General features: G+C 55.7%; 15 protein-coding genes. 8 read left to right on the top strand and 7 right to left on the bottom strand.

Going from position 1 to position 17,353, the window contains the following annotated elements; all coding sequences use genetic code 11:
* Positions 1-6: 6 nt before the first annotated feature.
* Positions 7-1,587 (bottom strand): FMN-binding glutamate synthase family protein, encoded by a 1,581-nt coding sequence (locus ACR0A1_RS13930; protein WP_480868010.1) that lies wholly within the window; start codon positions 1,585-1,587, stop codon positions 7-9.
* Between the two features lie 216 nt (positions 1,588-1,803).
* Between ACR0A1_RS13930 and ACR0A1_RS13925 the strand changes: the two genes are divergently transcribed.
* Entirely contained in the window at positions 1,804-2,211 is a 408-nt protein-coding gene (locus tag ACR0A1_RS13925; protein ID WP_255612218.1) for a fluoride efflux transporter FluC, read from the top strand.
* The gene (gene crcB / locus ACR0A1_RS13920; RefSeq protein WP_170394509.1) at positions 2,208-2,570 is read left to right on the top strand and encodes a fluoride efflux transporter CrcB; all 363 of its coding nucleotides are present in this window, start codon (positions 2,208-2,210) and stop codon (positions 2,568-2,570) included. Before ACR0A1_RS13925 ends, crcB begins: the two co-directional genes overlap by 4 nt.
* Here the strand turns inward: crcB and ACR0A1_RS13915 are convergent.
* From ACR0A1_RS13915 to ACR0A1_RS13890, 6 genes are read right to left on the bottom strand one after another with little or no spacing between them, the layout of a single operon-like run.
* Positions 2,567-4,084, bottom strand: coding sequence for a DHA2 family efflux MFS transporter permease subunit (locus ACR0A1_RS13915; RefSeq protein WP_170663497.1), 1,518 nt, complete (start codon positions 4,082-4,084; stop codon positions 2,567-2,569). The genes crcB and ACR0A1_RS13915 overlap by 4 nt on opposite strands.
* Complete coding sequence (locus ACR0A1_RS13910) at positions 4,081-5,058, bottom strand: HlyD family secretion protein (protein ID WP_170625518.1); 978 nt, start codon at positions 5,056-5,058, stop codon at positions 4,081-4,083. The genes ACR0A1_RS13915 and ACR0A1_RS13910 overlap by 4 nt, the downstream gene beginning before the upstream one ends.
* A gap of 35 nt (positions 5,059-5,093) precedes the next feature.
* Positions 5,094-5,420: a cytochrome o ubiquinol oxidase subunit IV gene (locus ACR0A1_RS13905; RefSeq protein ID WP_255612219.1), complete on the bottom strand. Its 327-nt coding sequence runs from the start codon at positions 5,418-5,420 to the stop codon at positions 5,094-5,096.
* Positions 5,413-6,045, bottom strand: a complete 633-nt coding sequence (locus ACR0A1_RS13900; RefSeq protein ID WP_170422821.1) for a cytochrome c oxidase subunit 3 — start codon at positions 6,043-6,045, stop codon at positions 5,413-5,415. Before ACR0A1_RS13900 ends, ACR0A1_RS13905 begins: the two co-directional genes overlap by 8 nt.
* Positions 6,042-8,132: a cbb3-type cytochrome c oxidase subunit I gene (locus ACR0A1_RS13895; RefSeq protein WP_170422823.1), complete on the bottom strand. Its 2,091-nt coding sequence runs from the start codon at positions 8,130-8,132 to the stop codon at positions 6,042-6,044. The genes ACR0A1_RS13900 and ACR0A1_RS13895 overlap by 4 nt, the downstream gene beginning before the upstream one ends.
* The gene (locus ACR0A1_RS13890; RefSeq protein WP_480706210.1) at positions 8,129-9,091 is read right to left on the bottom strand and encodes a cytochrome ubiquinol oxidase subunit II; all 963 of its coding nucleotides are present in this window, start codon (positions 9,089-9,091) and stop codon (positions 8,129-8,131) included. Before ACR0A1_RS13890 ends, ACR0A1_RS13895 begins: the two co-directional genes overlap by 4 nt.
* A 132-nt stretch (positions 9,092-9,223) precedes the next feature.
* On the opposite strand from ACR0A1_RS13890, the gene ACR0A1_RS13885 reads away from it, so the two are divergent.
* From ACR0A1_RS13885 to galU, 6 genes are all read left to right on the top strand, one after another.
* Entirely contained in the window at positions 9,224-10,459 is a 1,236-nt protein-coding gene (locus tag ACR0A1_RS13885) for a lytic murein transglycosylase (RefSeq protein ID WP_480868005.1), read from the top strand.
* A 391-nt stretch (positions 10,460-10,850) separates the two neighbouring features.
* On the top strand, positions 10,851-12,479 hold the full coding sequence (locus tag ACR0A1_RS13880) for a peptide ABC transporter substrate-binding protein (protein ID WP_170407804.1): 1,629 nt from the start codon (positions 10,851-10,853) through the stop codon (positions 12,477-12,479).
* A 66-nt stretch (positions 12,480-12,545) separates the two neighbouring features.
* Positions 12,546-13,469 (top strand): oligopeptide ABC transporter permease OppB, encoded by a 924-nt coding sequence (gene oppB / locus ACR0A1_RS13875; RefSeq protein WP_170422826.1) that lies wholly within the window; start codon positions 12,546-12,548, stop codon positions 13,467-13,469.
* A 10-nt stretch (positions 13,470-13,479) separates the two neighbouring features.
* Positions 13,480-14,409, top strand: coding sequence for an ABC transporter permease subunit (locus tag ACR0A1_RS13870; RefSeq protein ID WP_170394482.1), 930 nt, complete (start codon positions 13,480-13,482; stop codon positions 14,407-14,409).
* Position 14,410: 1 nt separating this feature from the next.
* On the top strand, positions 14,411-16,216 hold the full coding sequence (locus ACR0A1_RS13865) for an ABC transporter ATP-binding protein (protein ID WP_170818178.1): 1,806 nt from the start codon (positions 14,411-14,413) through the stop codon (positions 16,214-16,216).
* Between the two features lie 242 nt (positions 16,217-16,458).
* Entirely contained in the window at positions 16,459-17,352 is an 894-nt protein-coding gene (gene galU / locus ACR0A1_RS13860) for a UTP--glucose-1-phosphate uridylyltransferase GalU (RefSeq protein WP_480868002.1), read from the top strand.
* Position 17,353: the final 1 nt, after the last annotated feature.

Below are 17,353 nucleotides of genomic sequence, written 5' to 3'. Positions count from 1 at the left end.
CGGTCGCTAGAACTGGCTCGCTGAGGCGACTTGCCAGTCAGCGGCGAACTCTTCAGGGATGGTCTTGCCCAACAGAGAGCCGTCATCCAGAAAGCTGTATAGCTCGGCATAAGACCGCTCTCGTTCATCCGCATTTCGGCGCCGGATGTCGGCAGGGCGCAGGTCGGAAACTTTTGCTTTGCCCATAGCCCCTAATATCTCGCGGAAGCTTTCAAGCGTCGCGTCATGAAACCGATGCACGCGCTGTCTTTTCTGTGGCACATTCACCGCCCGCCCACGGATCGGATCTTGCGTCGCCACCCCCGAAGGGCACCTGTTGGTGTTGCAATGCAGCGCCTGAATGCACCCCACCGCAAACATCATCGCCCGCGCCGCGTTACACATATCCGCACCCAAAGCGAATTTCTCGACCATATCGAACCCAGTGGCCACTTTGCCCGAACAGATCACCCGCACCTTGTCGCGGACCCCGATACCGCGCAGACAGTTGTTTACAAATATCAGTGCCTCGTTAAGCGGCATCCCCAATCGGTTGGTGAACTCGACCGGGGCAGCGCCAGTGCCCCCTTCCGCGCCGTCCACCGTGATGAAGTCAGGCAGAATCTCAGTTTCCAACATCGCTTTGCAAATCGCCATAAACTCGGATCGACGACCGATGCACAGTTTGAAGCCTACGGGCTTGCCACCTGACATCTCTCGCAGATGCTGAACGAAATGCATCAATCCAGTCGGTCCATCAAAGGCCGAATGAATAGGTGGGGAAATCACATCCTGATGTACTGGAACCCCACGAATCTCGGCGATTTCTTCATCCACCTTTGCTGCCGGTAGGACCCCGCCATGAGACGGCTTCGCCCCTTGCGACAATTTGATCTCGATCGCTTTGACGACATCTTTCTTGGCCTTTTCGGCAAACAGGTCCTTATCGAACCCACCATCAGGCGTGCGGCATCCAAAATATCCTGTTCCAATCTGCCAGATGATGTCTCCACCTTCGGCCAGGTGGTGGGGGGACAGCCCGCCTTCGCCCGTGTTATGCGCAAAACCCCCATCTTTTGCACCGCCGTTCAAAGCACGGATTGCGTTGGAGCTGAGTGCACCGAAACTCATTGCTGATACGTTCAGACGCGACGCATTGTAGGGTTTGTCGCACTGAGGGCCGCCCAGTATCACCCGTTCCTCGCTCTCTTCGACGTGCTTGGGGGATAGCGAGTGATCAGCGCGGTGATAACCTACCGTCATGATATCGTACTGAGTGCCAAACGCCTGAGTATCCACCTGCCCCTTGGCGCGGGAATAGACCAGACTGCGGATGATCCGATTATAGGGCCGCCCGCTTTCATTGGTTTCAACGAAATACTGCCGGATTTCAGGGCTGACAAACTCCAACATATATCGGAAGTGACCCAGTACCGGGTAGTTGTTCAGCACATTATGCTTGGTTGTCAGCATATCGTAGAGACCGACAACCGCATAGGGGATCAGTATGATCAGCAACCAGTGAGCGGGTGGCCAGAAAAAACCCCAAAGCAAAGTCAAAGGCAAGCAGACATAGCTGAGGAAATAGTAAAGCCTGCGAACAATCATTTCCTATCTCCCTGAGTAGCGCTGTGACAGCGTGACCTTGAATGGACATTGGGTCCATGACCCTGCTCTTCATCCAGAACGTGGAACAAATTGACCTGTTTGCGCAAGCCCTTGCTAATCAAACAAAGATAACGGTTGGGTTAGCGAGGCCGGTTGAACCAAGCAAAAGCAGTCTGTATGCAAAATGAAACGCTGGTCAGAGCAGGATCAACCGCAGTGTCGAAAACAGCGCCTGTATTCGGGCATCGCGCCCTGATGTATACAGCCGTCTTTGTGGGGGGTGCTGCAGGGTCGTTGCTGCGCGAGCTATTTTCGCTGGAGATCCCCGGCGCTCCGTTCCTAACCGCGACTTTCGGCATTAATGTTGCGGCCTGTTTCGTTCTAGGTTGGCTCTATGCCATTCGAAATCGTGTCCACGCCCACGTCCTGCATCTAGGGGCCGTTGGATTTTGCGGTGGGCTATCGACGTTTTCCTCATTCGTCGCCGAGCTGGAAAGACTGGCAGAAACCGGGAATTGGTTTGTGGTTATCGCCGTAAGCGCGGAGATCGCATTTGGTCTTACGGCGGCGGTTCTTGGGGAAGCGCTGGGTCGGCGGCATCATTCCCGGGAAACATCGGAATGACGACCTTGTATCTGCATGCCATGTTCGCATTGGGCGGAGGATTGGGGGCTGTACTGCGGCATTGGCTGGCGCTTCGGGTGACGCATGATCTGCCGTACTCGACCCTGATCGTGAATGTTCTGGGCAGCCTTCTGCTGGGTCTATGGATTGGTTATCTGGGTGGCTCTGCGGAAATGGGCGAAGAGGAAAAACGCCTTGTATTCGGGTTTTGCGGCGGCTTTACCACATTCTCAAGCTTCGCCTATCAATCGCTCCAATTGCACCGTGAACGGACGATCGTATTTGCCGCCGGTAACATCGTTCTCAGCCTCGTCTTGTGCTGGTTCGCGCTATGGCTGGGCCTTGTTCTGACGCGCTAGTGAACGGGTGCTGCAGCCCTTTGATCGGGCCTGGGCGCGCGGCAGAAGAACAACAGTGGGATCGTGGCCAACGCCAGCAGTCCAAGATTGTTGAATACAGTAAGGTACGAGATCATCTCGGCCTGTCGAGAAATTTCTTGCCCCAGAATGGAGGCACCCTGGGCGCTATCGGGTGTCAGCCCCAGCGGCGCAAGATAAGCCTGTGCAGCAGGATTGTAGGGTGTCACATTCTGGCTGAGCACTGCCGTATTGGTTTGCAGGCCTCGCACGACCCAAGTCCCCACCAATGAAATACCTACCGAAGAGCCAAGCTGCCTGGTGACGTTGAATAGGCCCGAGGCCTCATCCTGCCTTGATTTACTGATGCTCTCGAATGCCAGAATAGACATCGGCACAAACACCAGCCCCATCCCCAGACCACTGACAAAGCCCGGCCAAGCCAGTTGCCAGAAACCGGCGTCGAGGTTGAGCGTGCCCAACATGAAATTCCCCACTGCTGTCAACAGCATCCCCAACCCGGCTAAAACTCGTGGATCAAACCGGGTGACCAGTACGGCCCCGGTCAGCACCATCGATGCACCTGCGGCGATCCCGCGCGGTATGAACAAATGACCGGATTCGATCACGGGGTAATCGAGCAGGCTTTGCACAAAGGTTGGCAGTATGGCGATCCCGCCAAACAATGAGATCGCGAACCCCGCTATCACCAGGTTGCACAGGGCAAAGTTGCGATCCGCAAAAAGGCGCAAATCAACGACAGAATGCCGGGATGTCAGAGAATGGACTATGAACCCCAGCGCCCCAAGAACCGAAGCGATCAGCGCCAGCTGTATCATCCTCGATGACAGCCAGTCCTTGGTCTCACCTTGGTCAAGAATGAATTGAAGGCATCCAATGCCAACTGCCAGCAGCGCCAGGCCTTTCCAGTCGATGCGCACCTCTTCGGTTTTGTCGTCCGGCAACTCGCCCGCCAAAAGCAGCAGGGCCATGGCAGCGACCGGAAGGTTGACGAAAAACACCATTCGCCACGAAAAATACTCAGTCAGGACTGCACCTACAGTTGGGCCCAACACCGGTGCGACCACCACGCCCAAGCCAAAGACCGCCATGGCCTGTCCCCGTTTTTCACGCGGAAAGGCGTCAAACAGGATGGACTGCGATAACGGGATCAGGAACGCGCCGAACATCCCCTGCGCCAGGCGGAACGCGACGATAGTCTGAAGACTCCATGACAGGCCGCACATGACAGACATTGTGGCAAAACCCGTGACCGCAGTCAGGATCAGCCTGCGCCGCCCGACCCGACGCGCGACAAACCCGGTCAGCGGCATGACCACAACGGCTGAGACGATATAGCTGGTTAAGATCCATGTCGCCTGATCGGTTGTGGCCCCAAAAGCCGCCTGAATATGCGGCAACGCAACATTGACGATGGTACTGTCCAGAACTTCGAGAATTGCACTGAGCACGACGGCCACGACAATCACGCGATTGATATGGCCGGCATCAGTCATTGGCTGGGTCCGGTTGTATCCACCGTAACTTTGCTGCTGCCTCCTACACGCAGCGGAGCATCAGTTGGATCAAGCTCAATCCGCACCGGGAAACGTCGAGTGACCTTGACCCAGTTGCCGCTGGAGTTTTCGGACGGCAACAACGAAAACGTATCGCCCGAGCCTCGACCGATCGACGCAACCTTGCCGGTCAGGGTCGTGTCTGGAAGCATATCCACCTGCACTGTGACCGGCTGACCGGGTCGGATGCGTGGCAGTGATGTTTCCTTGAAATTTGCATCGACCCACCAGTCAGACGACTCGACAATGGAAAATTGCGGCGCATTGGCCGAGACAGACGACCCTGGCCGCAGCGTCAGATTTGCGATCCAGCCATCGGCCGCGGCATAGACCTTGGTCCAGACAAGATCGGCCTGCGCGATTTCCAACGCAGCCTGCGAGGACAACACATTGTCCTGCCGGGCCGCGAGACCACTTTGCAATGCGGAAAGCTCGGACCGGCTGGTGGTCAACCGGGCCGAAGCCTGTGCGAATTCGGATGTAGTTTGGTCCAGCGAGGCCTGCGCGAGGTCCCCGTCCGAAAACAAAGCTCGGGCGCGTTCAAGATTGCTCTGAGCCGTTTCGTAGAAAGAGTTGGCGCTTTCGACAGCGGCCTGTGCAGCGGTGATCTGGTTCGAGAAGGAGTCAGCCTGCTGAATGGCACTGTCCAGATTAGCTTTGGCCTGATCGACCGAGGCTTGGAACTGTGTCGGATCAATCGAGAACAGCAAATCGCCTGCATTGACCGGCTGGTTTTCGACCACCGCAACGTCTGAAACCTGCCCGGTCACCTGTGCGGCCACATAGATGATATTCGCGCCGATATAGGCGTCTTTTGTTGACGGATACCGCTCTTCATGCCGCCAGAAAAGGAACAATCCAACAGCAATCGTGACCAGGATCCCTGCGGCGGCAATTGCCTTGAATGACTTCATAAGCAGCTTCCTTTTCGGTGCCTAATCGAGCGACCTCACATCACCTGCATATGCATGCGCATGGCCAGATTGCCCAGAATCCAAACTGTCCCGCCGATGATAATCAGCAGAACAAGTGTCGAGAACAGAACCAGGTCCAGATCCTCTCGGCTGCTGCGGCGGCGGTCGATGTGTAGAAAATAGATCAGTTGAACAACCAGTTGTGCCAACCCCAAAAGGCCGATGGTCATATAGACGCCTGGTGTTTCAATACCGAAATGATAGGCGATCACAAATACCACCAGCGTGAGCAGCAGTGACCCACCATAGCCAATCACGTAACGCCGCCGTTCGCGGTGATGCATCTCGGATCGTTTATCCATAGGCCAGCCCTCCGAAATACACGATGGTTATTATGCCGATCCAGATCAGGTCGAGGAAATGCCAGAATAGCGCCAACCGCACCATACGCGACATCAGCAGATCGGTCAGCCCGAACACACGCAGCTGAATACCCAGCACGATTAGCCACAGACACCCGGCTGCAACATGCAAGCCGTGGAGCGGTACGAGACCATAGAAGGCCGACAAAAACCCGCTACGCTGTGGGATACCGCCTTGGGCTGCCATGTTCATGAAATCACGGATTTCCAAAACCAGAAAACTGAGCCCCAGCAGCAGAGTCACTCCGAACCACAGCACGATCCGTGCCCGAGGCAGGTTGTATTTCAGCGCCAACATCGCCAGCCCGACGGTCAAACTGCTGGTCAGCAGAATGAGAGTCTGGGCAAAGATACTTTTCAGGTCGAACAGCTCATGCGGGCCCGGACCGCCGGCCTGCGCGTCTATCATGGTGATATAGATCGCGAACATCAGGCCGAAATAGACCAGATCGCTCATCAGGAAGACCCAGAAGCCGAAAGTGACGACCTCGGTCGCCTTGTGGGCGCTGGCGTGGTCCTCACCGAGGTTTATCCCCGGATAGCTGTGCTTGGGTGCGCGCCTCATATCACGGCCTCCATATCCGGGCGGGCGAGGCCGCGATTCTCCGGTGTACTTTCATGATCGCGATCCACAGCGGCGGTGCTGTGGACCAGCGCCAACCACGCCTCGTGTTCTTTGCGGACCTCTTCGGCGGGGATGATGACCTCGGTGCTGGTGTCGAAACTCCAGATGATAATGGCGAGGATCATCGCGATGGTCATCAGTGCTGCCAGCCACCAGATCCACCAGACCAGAGAGAACATCCAGATGCCACTGAGCACGCAGAGGATAAACCCGATGCCGGTGTTGCGCGGCATCTCGATATCTTCGTAGGCCGCGGGTGCAGGATAGGCTTGTCCGCGCTCCTTAGCTGCAGCAAAGTCATCGCGGTCACTAACCTGCGGAATAATAGCGAAGTTGTAGGGTGGCGGTGGAGACGGGATCGACCATTCCAGCGTGCGCCCGTCCCAAGGATCACCGACCGGTGCGCGGGTCTGTTCTCGGTCGCGTATACTGACCCACAATTGGACCAGGATCGAAAGCAACCCGCAAGTAATCACCAGCGATCCTATGGCGGCGGTGATCATGTAGGGGTGAAAGCTGGGATCCTCCCAACTGAACGACCGGCGGGGCATGCCCATCAGACCAACGAAGTAGAGCGGCATGAAGGTCAGCAGAAACCCAACCGTCCAGCAGAAAACCGAAACGCGGCCCCAGAACTCGTTTAGACGGAACCCAAAGGCCTTGGGGAACCAGTAGTTATAGCCGGCGAGCAACCCGAACAGCACACCGGGTAGCAACGCGTTGTGGAAATGAGCAACCAGAAACAGCGTATTATGGACCTGATAGTCGACGGTTGGATTGGCAAGAACCACTCCGCTGAGGCCGCCGATGACGAACAACATCAAGAACGCAAGGCCATAAAGCATCGGGACCGAGAATCGAATCCGCCCACGGTACAGAGTCGCCATCCAGTCATAGACCTTTACCCCGGTCGGAATGGCGATCAGCATCGTGGCAATCCCGAACACCGCGTTGATCAGAGCGCTTTGCCCCATGGTGAAGAAATGATGCAACCAAACCGTGAAGGACATGACCGCAATCGACATTGTTGCGATGACCAGTGAATTGTAGCCATAAAGCCGCTTGGCCGAAAAGGTGGCAAAGACCTCGGAATAGATGCCGTAGGCGGGCAGGACCAGCAGGTAGACCTCGGGGTGACCGAACAGCCAGAACAGGTTGGCATAGTTCATCATGTTGCCGCCAAGGTCATTGGTGAAGAAGTGGAAATCGAGATATCGGTCAGCGGCCAGCAACAATGCAGCTACGCCAAGGGGGGGCATGGCAAAGATGATCAGAATCGAGCTGCAGATTATCGTCCAGCAATACATGGGCAACCGCATGAACTTCATCCCCGGCGCACGCAGCTTGTAGATCGTGACGGCAAAGTTGATGCCAGTCAGTGTTGTGCCCACGCCAGAGACCACGATGGCCCAGATCCAGTAATCCGGCCCAACGCCGGGATTGAACGCGGCCCCGGTATAGGGCGGATAGGCGGTCCAACCACCTGTTGAGAATTCACCCACCACAAGCGAAACCATCAGCATCAGCCCGGCCGAGACGGTTAAGCCAAGCCCGATCTGGTTCATCACCGGAAAGGCCACGTCGCGCGCGCCTATCATGAGCGGAATTATGTAATTAGCGACGCCAAAGACAAAAGGTACCGCGACGAAGAACACCATTATGGTGCCATGAGTGCTGAACAGTTCCGCGAAATGCTCTGGTTCCAGGAATCCGTCCCCCGGTCCCGCCGCCTGTTGGGCCCGCATCACCACGCCTTCCAAGACGCCCCGCGCCAGCATGACGATGGCGAAGACAATGTACATGATGCCGATCTTCTTGTGATCAGCGCTGGTCAGCCAATCGCGCCAGAGCGGGCCCCACAACCGGAACCACGTCAGGATGCCAATCACTACCACTACGCCCACGATCACAATAGCAGCAGCAGCGTTTGCAATGATCTCATTTGCGCCAGGGTTCTGGATCAGTCCAGCGATGGGAAAGGCATCCCAGCTCAGGCGACCGAAGAAGCCGGTCTCGGCATTTGTCATTGGCTTGCCTCCTGCCCGTATTCAGCCGTTCCGGGTTGCTGATCCAACTGCAGAGGCTCTCCGCTGTGATAACGACGCAGGATCGAATGGAACAGGTCGCCCTCTTCCAGCGTGAAATAAAGCGCATTCAGCGGCATGAGTTCGGTGCCCAATGCCGCCTGCACCTCATCCCGATCCGTACGCATCGCCAACGTCCGATAGGTGCTTTCGGTCAACGGTATGCCATGCGCTTTAACACTGGCGACCCATGCCTGAAAATCCTCGGGCTGCATCGCTTGCGCCAGGAATTTCTGCTTTGTGAATCCTCGGCCATTATACTGTGTGTTCTCGCCTTGCATCGTCTCAGGCGAGTCTGCCACCAGGTGTAGCCGAGTCGTCATCCCCGGCATGGCATAGATTTGCCCTGCCAGCGCCGGGATCATGAACGACTGCATCACCGTGTCTGTGGTCAGCGTCATCGCAACTTGCTGTTTGATCGGTATGCCCAGTTCTCCCACCGTTGCGATGCCATGATCTGGATAGATGAACAGCCATTTCCAATCGAGGCCAACCACCTGCACATTTAGGGCAGGCTCTTCTCCAAAAGGGGCCGAATAAGGGTCAAGACGATGTGTCGCTTTCCAGAGATAGAAAGACAGGATCATCACGATCACGACCGGGACGCCCCACATCACAAATTCAAGCTTCGCCGAAAAATCCCAATGCGGCGTGTATGCAGCATTTCCACCCTTACGTCGGCGATAACGCAGGGCAATCAGCGGCACCAGAGCCAGAACCGGTATCACAGCGATCAGGATAAGAGCCGTCGCGCGCAAAAGGTGTGTCTTTTGCACCGCTGCAATCGGGCCTTGGGGGTCCATGAAGCTATCACTCGCCCCGGCAGACTCAGCCGTCAACAACAGAGCAACAAAGATCACCAAGGCTGGCACAGCGACTGAATGTATCCGAGACAAGGTCACACCTGATGATCCTCTTGCGGCGGGGTTTCCCGGCAACTATCGGCAGAGTCACGGATTTTCTCAAGAACTTTTCCAAAATCACCCTGCGGCGGCGCTGTTGACATGAGGTCAAGCGCGCGCGAGACCAATCATATGCGTTTGGTTCTTGCTATAGTCTCCCTGGTTTGTCTTGCCGCCCCCTCGGTAGCGCAAGATCGCGCTGAGGTTGAACGTCAGTTCCAGAACTGGCTGCAACAAGCCATATGGCCTCGGGCAAAAGCCAAGGGCGTTTCGAAACGCACGTTCCAAAGTGCCTTTGACGGGGTAACGCTAAACTGGGACCTTCCTGACCTGGTTCCGCCGGGCAGCCCCAAAAAGACACCCAAGCAACAACGGCAGGCCGAGTTCGGCTCACCTGGTCGATATTTCAATGCCGGATCAGTCCAAGGTGCCACCTCCGTCGGTCGCAAGATGGCTAGGCGCCACGCGGACACGCTATCACGTGTCGAGACAGAAACCGGCGTACCTGCCCGTATCATACTGGCCATCTGGGGCCGCGAAAGCGGATACGGACAAGTCCCGATCCGCCATAATGCGTTTCAGGTGCTGGGCACCAAAGGGTTCATGAGCACACGGGCAGAGTATTTCACGGCTGAACTGATTGCTGCGCTACAGATCGCTGAATCCGGTCACGGCCAAGGCCACGCACTGAAAAGCAGTTGGGCGGGTGCCTTGGGGCAGCCTCAGTTCATGCCCACAAATTTTCTGACTTACGCGCGCGATGGCGATGGGGATGGCCGAACTGATATCTGGGGCTCAGCCTCGGACACGATTGCATCGATCGGCGCGTATCTTGACGAGCACGGATGGGTGACAGGCCGCGACTGGGGGTTCGAAGTTATCCTACCCACGACCGTTTCTTGCGCGTTGGAGGGCCCTGATCAGGGGCGGTTGATCCGCGATTGGGTCGCCATGGGCGTAAATCGCGTTTCCGGCAAACCTTTTCCGGCACATGAACTTGATGCCGAGGGCTATCTTATGATGCCTGCCGGTCGTAGCGGTCCGGCCTTTATCGTAACGCCCAATTTCTATGTCCTCAAAGACTATAACACCAGCGACCTTTATGCGCTGTTTGTGGGACATGTCGGTGATCGCATCCAATACGGAGTTGGCGATTTTCGGGGTCGTTGGGGCGATGTCGGCAATCTCTATCGTTCAGATGTCGCCAGCATGCAGCAGGTGCTTGTTCAACAGGGTCATGACGTCGGTGGCGTCGATGGCCTGCCCGGATACAAAACCCGACGCTCGATCGGGCGCTGGCAAGAGGCTTCTGGAAGCACACCAACCTGCTTCCCCGATGCCTCATTGAAGGCCGTTCTGAAGCCGTAGCAGCGTACTGATTCGCCATTTACGAGCATCAATGCGAACACATTCACCCACGGTGATATGTTGAGCTTCACGAAAATGTCACTGCCACGAAGCGTTTCAAAATAAAATTTTAACACCTCCGCCGGCTGCGGTTCTAATCAGCCTTTGTGGTCTTCACCCACCGCAAAACCCTTTACCTTTGCTTCAAAACTGACAGGTTCATGGGCAGTGAAAGATAGCTTTCGCATTCGGATCTCTGACATTGCCTGATGCATGAATGCCGAAATTATCGATCTTGGCACGATCTAGATCAAGGTAAAGTCCAGACAATTGCCGGAGACAAAATGGCAGACAAGCGCCCACCGCGAATGCGGTTTGGACGTTCGAAACCATACAAAATGGGAGTAAACACATGAACAAAATAATCAGAACCTCTTTGGCAGGACTGTTGTCCTCGACCATCATTACTGGTGCTGCAATCGCTGCCGGCACACATCCCGAAACCGGAGAAGCCCTGGCCGACGATCAGACCTTCACCTATCGGATTCTCGATGAACACAGCTCGGTCGACCCGCAAGTCGTAGAAGATGTGTCGGGTGCAGAAATTGTTCGCGATCTGTTTGAAGGCCTGATGAATCAGGATGAAGACGGTAACCTGGTTCCTGGTGTCGCCACCGAATTCTCGGTCAACGATACCAAGGACGTTTACACCTTTACCCTGCGCGATGAAGCGAAGTGGTCGAATGGTGATCCGGTGACCGCAGGTGACTTTGTGTATGCCTGGAAGCGCGCCGTCGATCCCGAACTGTCGTCGCCCTATGCGTGGTTCATGGAACTGATGTCGATCGAAAACGCTGCCGAGATCATCGCGGGCGAAAAACCGGTAGATGAGTTGGGTGTCAAAGCCATCGACGACAAAACGCTGGAAGTCCGCCTGAGCGCCCCCCTGCCCTATTTCCCGCAGATGACCACACATTCGACAACCTTCCCGGCACCGCAGAAAGTGATCGAAGAATTTGGTGACGCCTGGACCAAACCGGAAAACATCGTCTCGAACGGCGCATATGTTCTGACCGAGCACCTGCCGCAGGAACGCTCGGTACGTGAACGCAACACCGCCTATTGGGACAACGATAACACCATCATCGACAAGGTCGTGGCGCTGGTCATCAATGATGAAAACGTCGCCCTGACCCGCTATTTGGCTGGCGAACTGGACCGCACCGAAATTCCAGCCGGCCAGTACCCACGTCTGAAGGAAGAGCACCCCGTAGAAGCCATCAGCTTCCCACGCCTGTGCAACTATTATTACACCTTCAATCTGTCTGATGGTGGCCCCGAGGCTTTCAAGGACCCGAACGTCCGCCAAGCCCTGTCACTGGCCGTTGATCGTGCGATTATCACCGAAAAAGTGATGGCAGGCGGTCAGCCCGAAGCCTACACCTTCGCCCCCGAAGCAACCGCAGGCTTCACCGTTCCGGCCGTTGAGATGGCATCCATGTCCCAAGCCGAACGCGACGAGTTGGCGAAGGAGCTTCTAGCAGAAGCAGGTTATGGGCCTGACAACCCTCTGAGCTTCCAGATGGTTTATAACACCGCGGAAAACCACAAGAAGGTCGCCGTTGCGCTGAGCCAGATGTGGAAGCAGAAGCTTGGCGTGAACGCCGAACTGGCAAATATGGAGTGGAAAGTCTTCCTCGAGGAGCGCGGCAACCAAAACTTTGAGCTGGCACGTGGTGCTTGGTGCGGAGACTACAACGAGGCGTCGACCTTCCTGGACCTGCTGCAGTCGGACTCGGGCTATAATGACGGGAAATATGCCAACGCGCGCGTTGATGAGCTGCTGGCCGAGGCCAAAACCTCGGACGATCCGGCTCCGCTTTACACCGAAGTTGAACGCATCATCGCCCAAGAAACGCCTGTGATCCCGATCTATCACTACGCAGGCGTCTATATGATGGACAGCGATGTAGGCAACTGGCCGGTGAACAACGTCGAGCAGAACTGGTACTCGAAGAACCTCTACAAGCTCGCTGAATAATCGTCTTTGAACCACGCCCTGCCCCGGAGACATCCGGGGCAGGGCCAATAAACACGGGGGCATGAAATGCTTGCCTACAGTTTAAAGCGGCTGCTGGTCGCTATTCCGACGATCCTGTTATTGATCGTCGCCTGCTTTTTCCTCATGCACATCGCGCCTGGCGGGCCATTCACCTCGGAACGGCCATTGCCGCCGCAGGTTCTGGCCAATATCGAGGCGCGTTATGGATTGGACCAACCGCTGTGGAAACAGCTTTGGGACTATCTGTACAACATCGTGGTGCATTTTGATTTCGGACCGTCCTTCAAATTCAAGGATCGGGATGTGAACGACATCATCGCGCAGGGTTTCCCGATTTCGCTGACCTATGGTTCGTTGTCTTTCCTTGTTGCAACTTCCGTTGGCGTCGCGCTGGGAATTGCCGCTGCAATCAAACACAACAGCTGGATTGACTACTTTGCGGTGGGTCTGGGTATCGCCGCTCAGGCGCTTCCTAACTTCATCATGGGGCCGATCCTGATCCTGACCTTTACCCTGTGGCTGGGGTGGCTGCCGGGTGGCGGCTGGCATGGCGGTCAATGGCAGTATCTGGTGATGCCGGTGATTGCGTTGGCGACCTCCTACATGGGATCGATCGCAAGGATTACGCGGTCATCGATGCTGGAGGTTCTGAACTCGAACTTCATTCGAACTGCACGGGCCAAGGGATTGCCGACAAGAACCGTGATCTGGCGCCATGCGCTTAAGCCGACATTGCTTCCCGTGGTCTCGTACCTCGGGCCGGTTTTTGTCTACGTTCTGACCGGTTCGGTTTTTGTCGACATCTATTTCTCAACCGGTGGTCTGGGGCAGGCCTATGTCGGCTCGGCCTTGTCTCGCGACTATGCTGTGCTGCTGGGGGTCACCATTCTTTACGGCGCGTTGACCGTGGTTGTGAACCTTCTGACCGACCTGGCTTATGCCTGGTTCGATCCAAAAATCCGATACTGAGGGGCAGGCAATGCTTGGAAAATCACAAAAAGCCGCCCATCTGGCCGAGGAAATCACTGATTACACGGTCATTCAGGGGCGCTCGCTTTGGCAGGACGCACGGATACGTTTTGTCCGCAACAAGGCCGCAATGGCCAGCGTTTTCATTTTAGGTCTGATCGTGTTGTTCACAATTGTTGGGCCTTACTTCGCGGTCTGGAACAATGAAGAGATCGATTGGAACGTCATGGGGGACGTGCGCGGCATGGGCATGCCGTCCATCGAAACCGGACACTTTTTCGGCGTCGATGATCTGGGGCGCGACCTATACAGCCGTGTCATTCAGGCCACCACCACATCGCTGCTGGTCGGTTTGATCGGGGCCGCGACCGCTCTGATCGTCGGCACCTGCTATGGCATCACCGCTGGATATATTGGCGGACGCACCGACAGTGCCATGATGCGGTTCGTGGACATCCTGCTTGCTATTCCGGCAACACTGATCATCATTTTGCTGCTTGTCGTGGCGGGACGATCCTTTTTCATGCTGTTCATCGCCTTGGGCGCTGTTGGTTGGCTGACGATGGCACGGATTGTTCGGGGGCAAACCCTGACCCTGAAGAACCGCGAATTTATCGAAGCCGCGCGCGCCGCCGGTGTCAGCGAATTTACCATCATGTACCGTCACATTCTGCCCAACCTGTTGGGCGTTGTGATCGTGTACGCTTCGTTACTGGTGCCTGAGATGATCCTGACCGAAAGCTTCATCTCGTTCCTCGGCCTCGGAATCTCAGAACCCTACACATCGTTGGGCCGCCTGATCGCCGAAGGGGCTGGCACCATGGCGTATGGTACGCTCTGGCAGCTGATGTTCCCTCTTACTTTTTATGTCGCCATCATCATCACCATGTTCTTCATCGGTGACGGTTTGCGCGACGCTCTGGACCCGAAGGATCGCTGATATGAGTCTGTTTTCCGTTAAGGACCTGAGCGTCCGATTTGATACACCTGACGGCGTGGTTGAAGCTGTAAAAGGCATCAGTTTCGACATCAATCCCGGCGAATGTCTGGGCATCGTCGGCGAAAGTGGCTCGGGCAAAAGCCAGACGTTCATGGCAGCGATGGGGCTGTTGCCCTCCGCTGGCCATGCGTCTGGTTCTGCTTTGCTGAATGGTCAGGAAATCCTGAATCTACCTGTGAACAAAATCAACAAGATTCGTGGCTCAGACGTCGGCATGATTTTTCAGGATCCGCTGACCGCCCTGACCCCACATCTGCGGGTCGGCCAGCAGATGCGCGAAGTGCTACAGGTTCACGAAGGTTTGCAAGGCTCGGCTGCCCGCCAACGTTGCCTTGACTGGCTGAATCGCGTTCGCATCCCCGAAGCGAAACGGCGGCTGGATCAATATCCACATGAATTGTCTGGTGGCATGCGTCAGCGTGTGATGATCGCCATGTCGATGCTGTGTAATCCCAAACTTTTGATCGCGGATGAGCCGACTACTGCGTTGGATGTGACCGTTCAGGCCGACATTTTGGACCTGATGGTACGGTTGCAAAAGGATGAAGGTACGGCCATTGCTCTGATCACCCATGACATGGGCGTTGTTGCGCGCATGTGCGACAATATTCAAGTCATGCGTATGGGTGAGTTTGTGGAGGCCGGTGACACGCGCGAAGTCTTTCGTTCTCCTCAGCATGATTATACCCGAACGCTACTTGAGGCTATGCCGCGAATTGATGCGGGCGATGCTCCGAAAGCTCTTACGCAGACGGGAGAACCGCTACTGAAAGTGGATGACGTCAAGGTTCATTTCCCCATCCATGTCTCGGGAGGTCTTTTTGGGCACAAGGTACCGCTGAAAGCCGTTGATGGCGTGAGTTTCGACATCCGAAAGGGCGAGACCCTGGGTGTTGTTGGAGAATCCGGCTGTGGCAAATCCACGCTGGCCCGGGCTGTGCTGCAACTGATCGAACCCAGCGCGGGCAATGTCAGCTGGCTGGGGCATCCGATCGTCGGGCTGAAACGGGCCGAGTTGAACAAGTACCGCAAGGACCTGCAGATCGTGTTTCAGGACCCGCTGGCGAGCCTTGATCCACGGATGACGATCTCGGCCTCGATCGCAGAACCGCTGAAAACCTATCGCCCGGATCTGACCGAGCGGGAACGCAAAGAGCTGGTCGCAGAGATGATGGAGCGTGTTGGCTTGAAGGCCAACATGATCAACCGGTATCCGCACGAGCTGTCCGGGGGGCAAAACCAGCGTGTTGGAATCGCGCGTGCCATGATCAACAAACCAAAACTGATTATCTGTGACGAGGCAGTTTCTGCGCTGGATGTGTCCATTCAAGCCCAGATCGTAGGATTGTTGCGTGAACTGCAACAAGAGTTTGGCCTATCGATGATCTTCATCAGCCACGATTTGTCTGTGGTACGCGCGGTTTCGAACCGGATCATGGTTCTATATCTGGGCCGCATCGTTGAATTGGGCGATGGTGAAGTGATCTGTTCCGAACCGAAACATCCTTACACTCAGTCCCTGATTTCGGCGGTTCCGATCCCTGATCCGGATGTCGAGCGCAGCCGCCAACGGCTTAAACTGCCTGGAGAATTGCCTTCTCCCATGGATCCGAAAGCAGCTTTGCGCTTTTTGCCCAGCAGATTGTCTATGGGTGAGACCGACTATGTACCTCAACTCAGTGAGATTGCCCCGGATCACTTCGTCGCCGAACACGATCCGCTTGAGGCGATTATGGCCAATGCATAATCTTACGCGCCCCGATCTAAGGGGCGCGTTTTAAACTTCATAGAACAAGTGATTAGTGGATTGGTTCGGTGATCCCGCTTTCGGTCGTGTTTCGTTTTGACTCTGCCCTTAAGTTAATGGCAGATTCCAGCGAACCCGTAGCAGACCAGCCGGGTGTGATTGATTGGTAGGATTTTAGATTATATGTGGGGGCTCCGGCATCACCGAGAGTCGTCGGCAATATATAGAATTAGTGAGGTAATATGGTACGCAAAGTCACCAAGGCGATATTTCCCGTAGCGGGAATGGGCACTCGGTTTCTTCCGGCGACAAAGTCGGTGCCAAAGGAAATCATGACATTGGTTGATCGTCCGCTGGTCCAATATGCCATCGACGAAGCGCGTGCGGCCGGGATCACTGAATTCATCTTCGTGACATCGCGCGGAAAATCAGCACTTGAGGACTATTTCGATCACAATCTCGTGCTGGAGCAGGACCTCAAGTCTAAGGGCAAAGACGAACTGCTTGGAGTCTTGAACGCAACCAATATGGAAAGCGGAGCGATTGCCTATATCCGTCAACACAAGGCTTTGGGATTGGGACATGCGGTCTGGTGCGCCCGTCGACTGATCGGGGATGAACCCTTTGCCGTGATGCTGCCCGACGATGTGATTGCCGCCGACAAACCCTGCCTACAGCAGATGGTCGAAGCCTATGAGGAAACCGGCGGCAACATGGTCGCCGCGATGGAAGTTCCCAACGAAAAAACCAGCTCCTACGGTATTCTGGATACCGGCCAGAATGTTGGAACGGTTGTCCGTGCCAAAGGAATGGTGGAAAAACCGAGACCAGAGGACGCGCCATCCAATCTTGCGGTGATCGGTCGTTACATCTTAGGTCCTTCGGTTCTGTACAATCTGAACCAGAAAAAGAAGGGAAGTGGCGGCGAAATCCAACTGACCGACGCAATTGCTGAGGATATTGGCAATGGTGTCCCTGTCTTTGGCTACAAGTTTGACGGACAGCGGTTCGATTGTGGTTCAAAGGCTGGCTTTCTGCAAGCAACGGTCTCGTTCGCATTGGCCCGCGATGATCTGCGCGACGACCTAAACCAATATCTGCATGAAGTCGTGGCCTCTGATCGGGCCGCGCAGTAGG

It is taken from the genome of Ruegeria sp. D6, from assembly GCF_056534365.1.
Note: the sequence above shows the minus strand (reverse complement) of the source record. Positions and strands in the feature narration are given on the sequence as shown.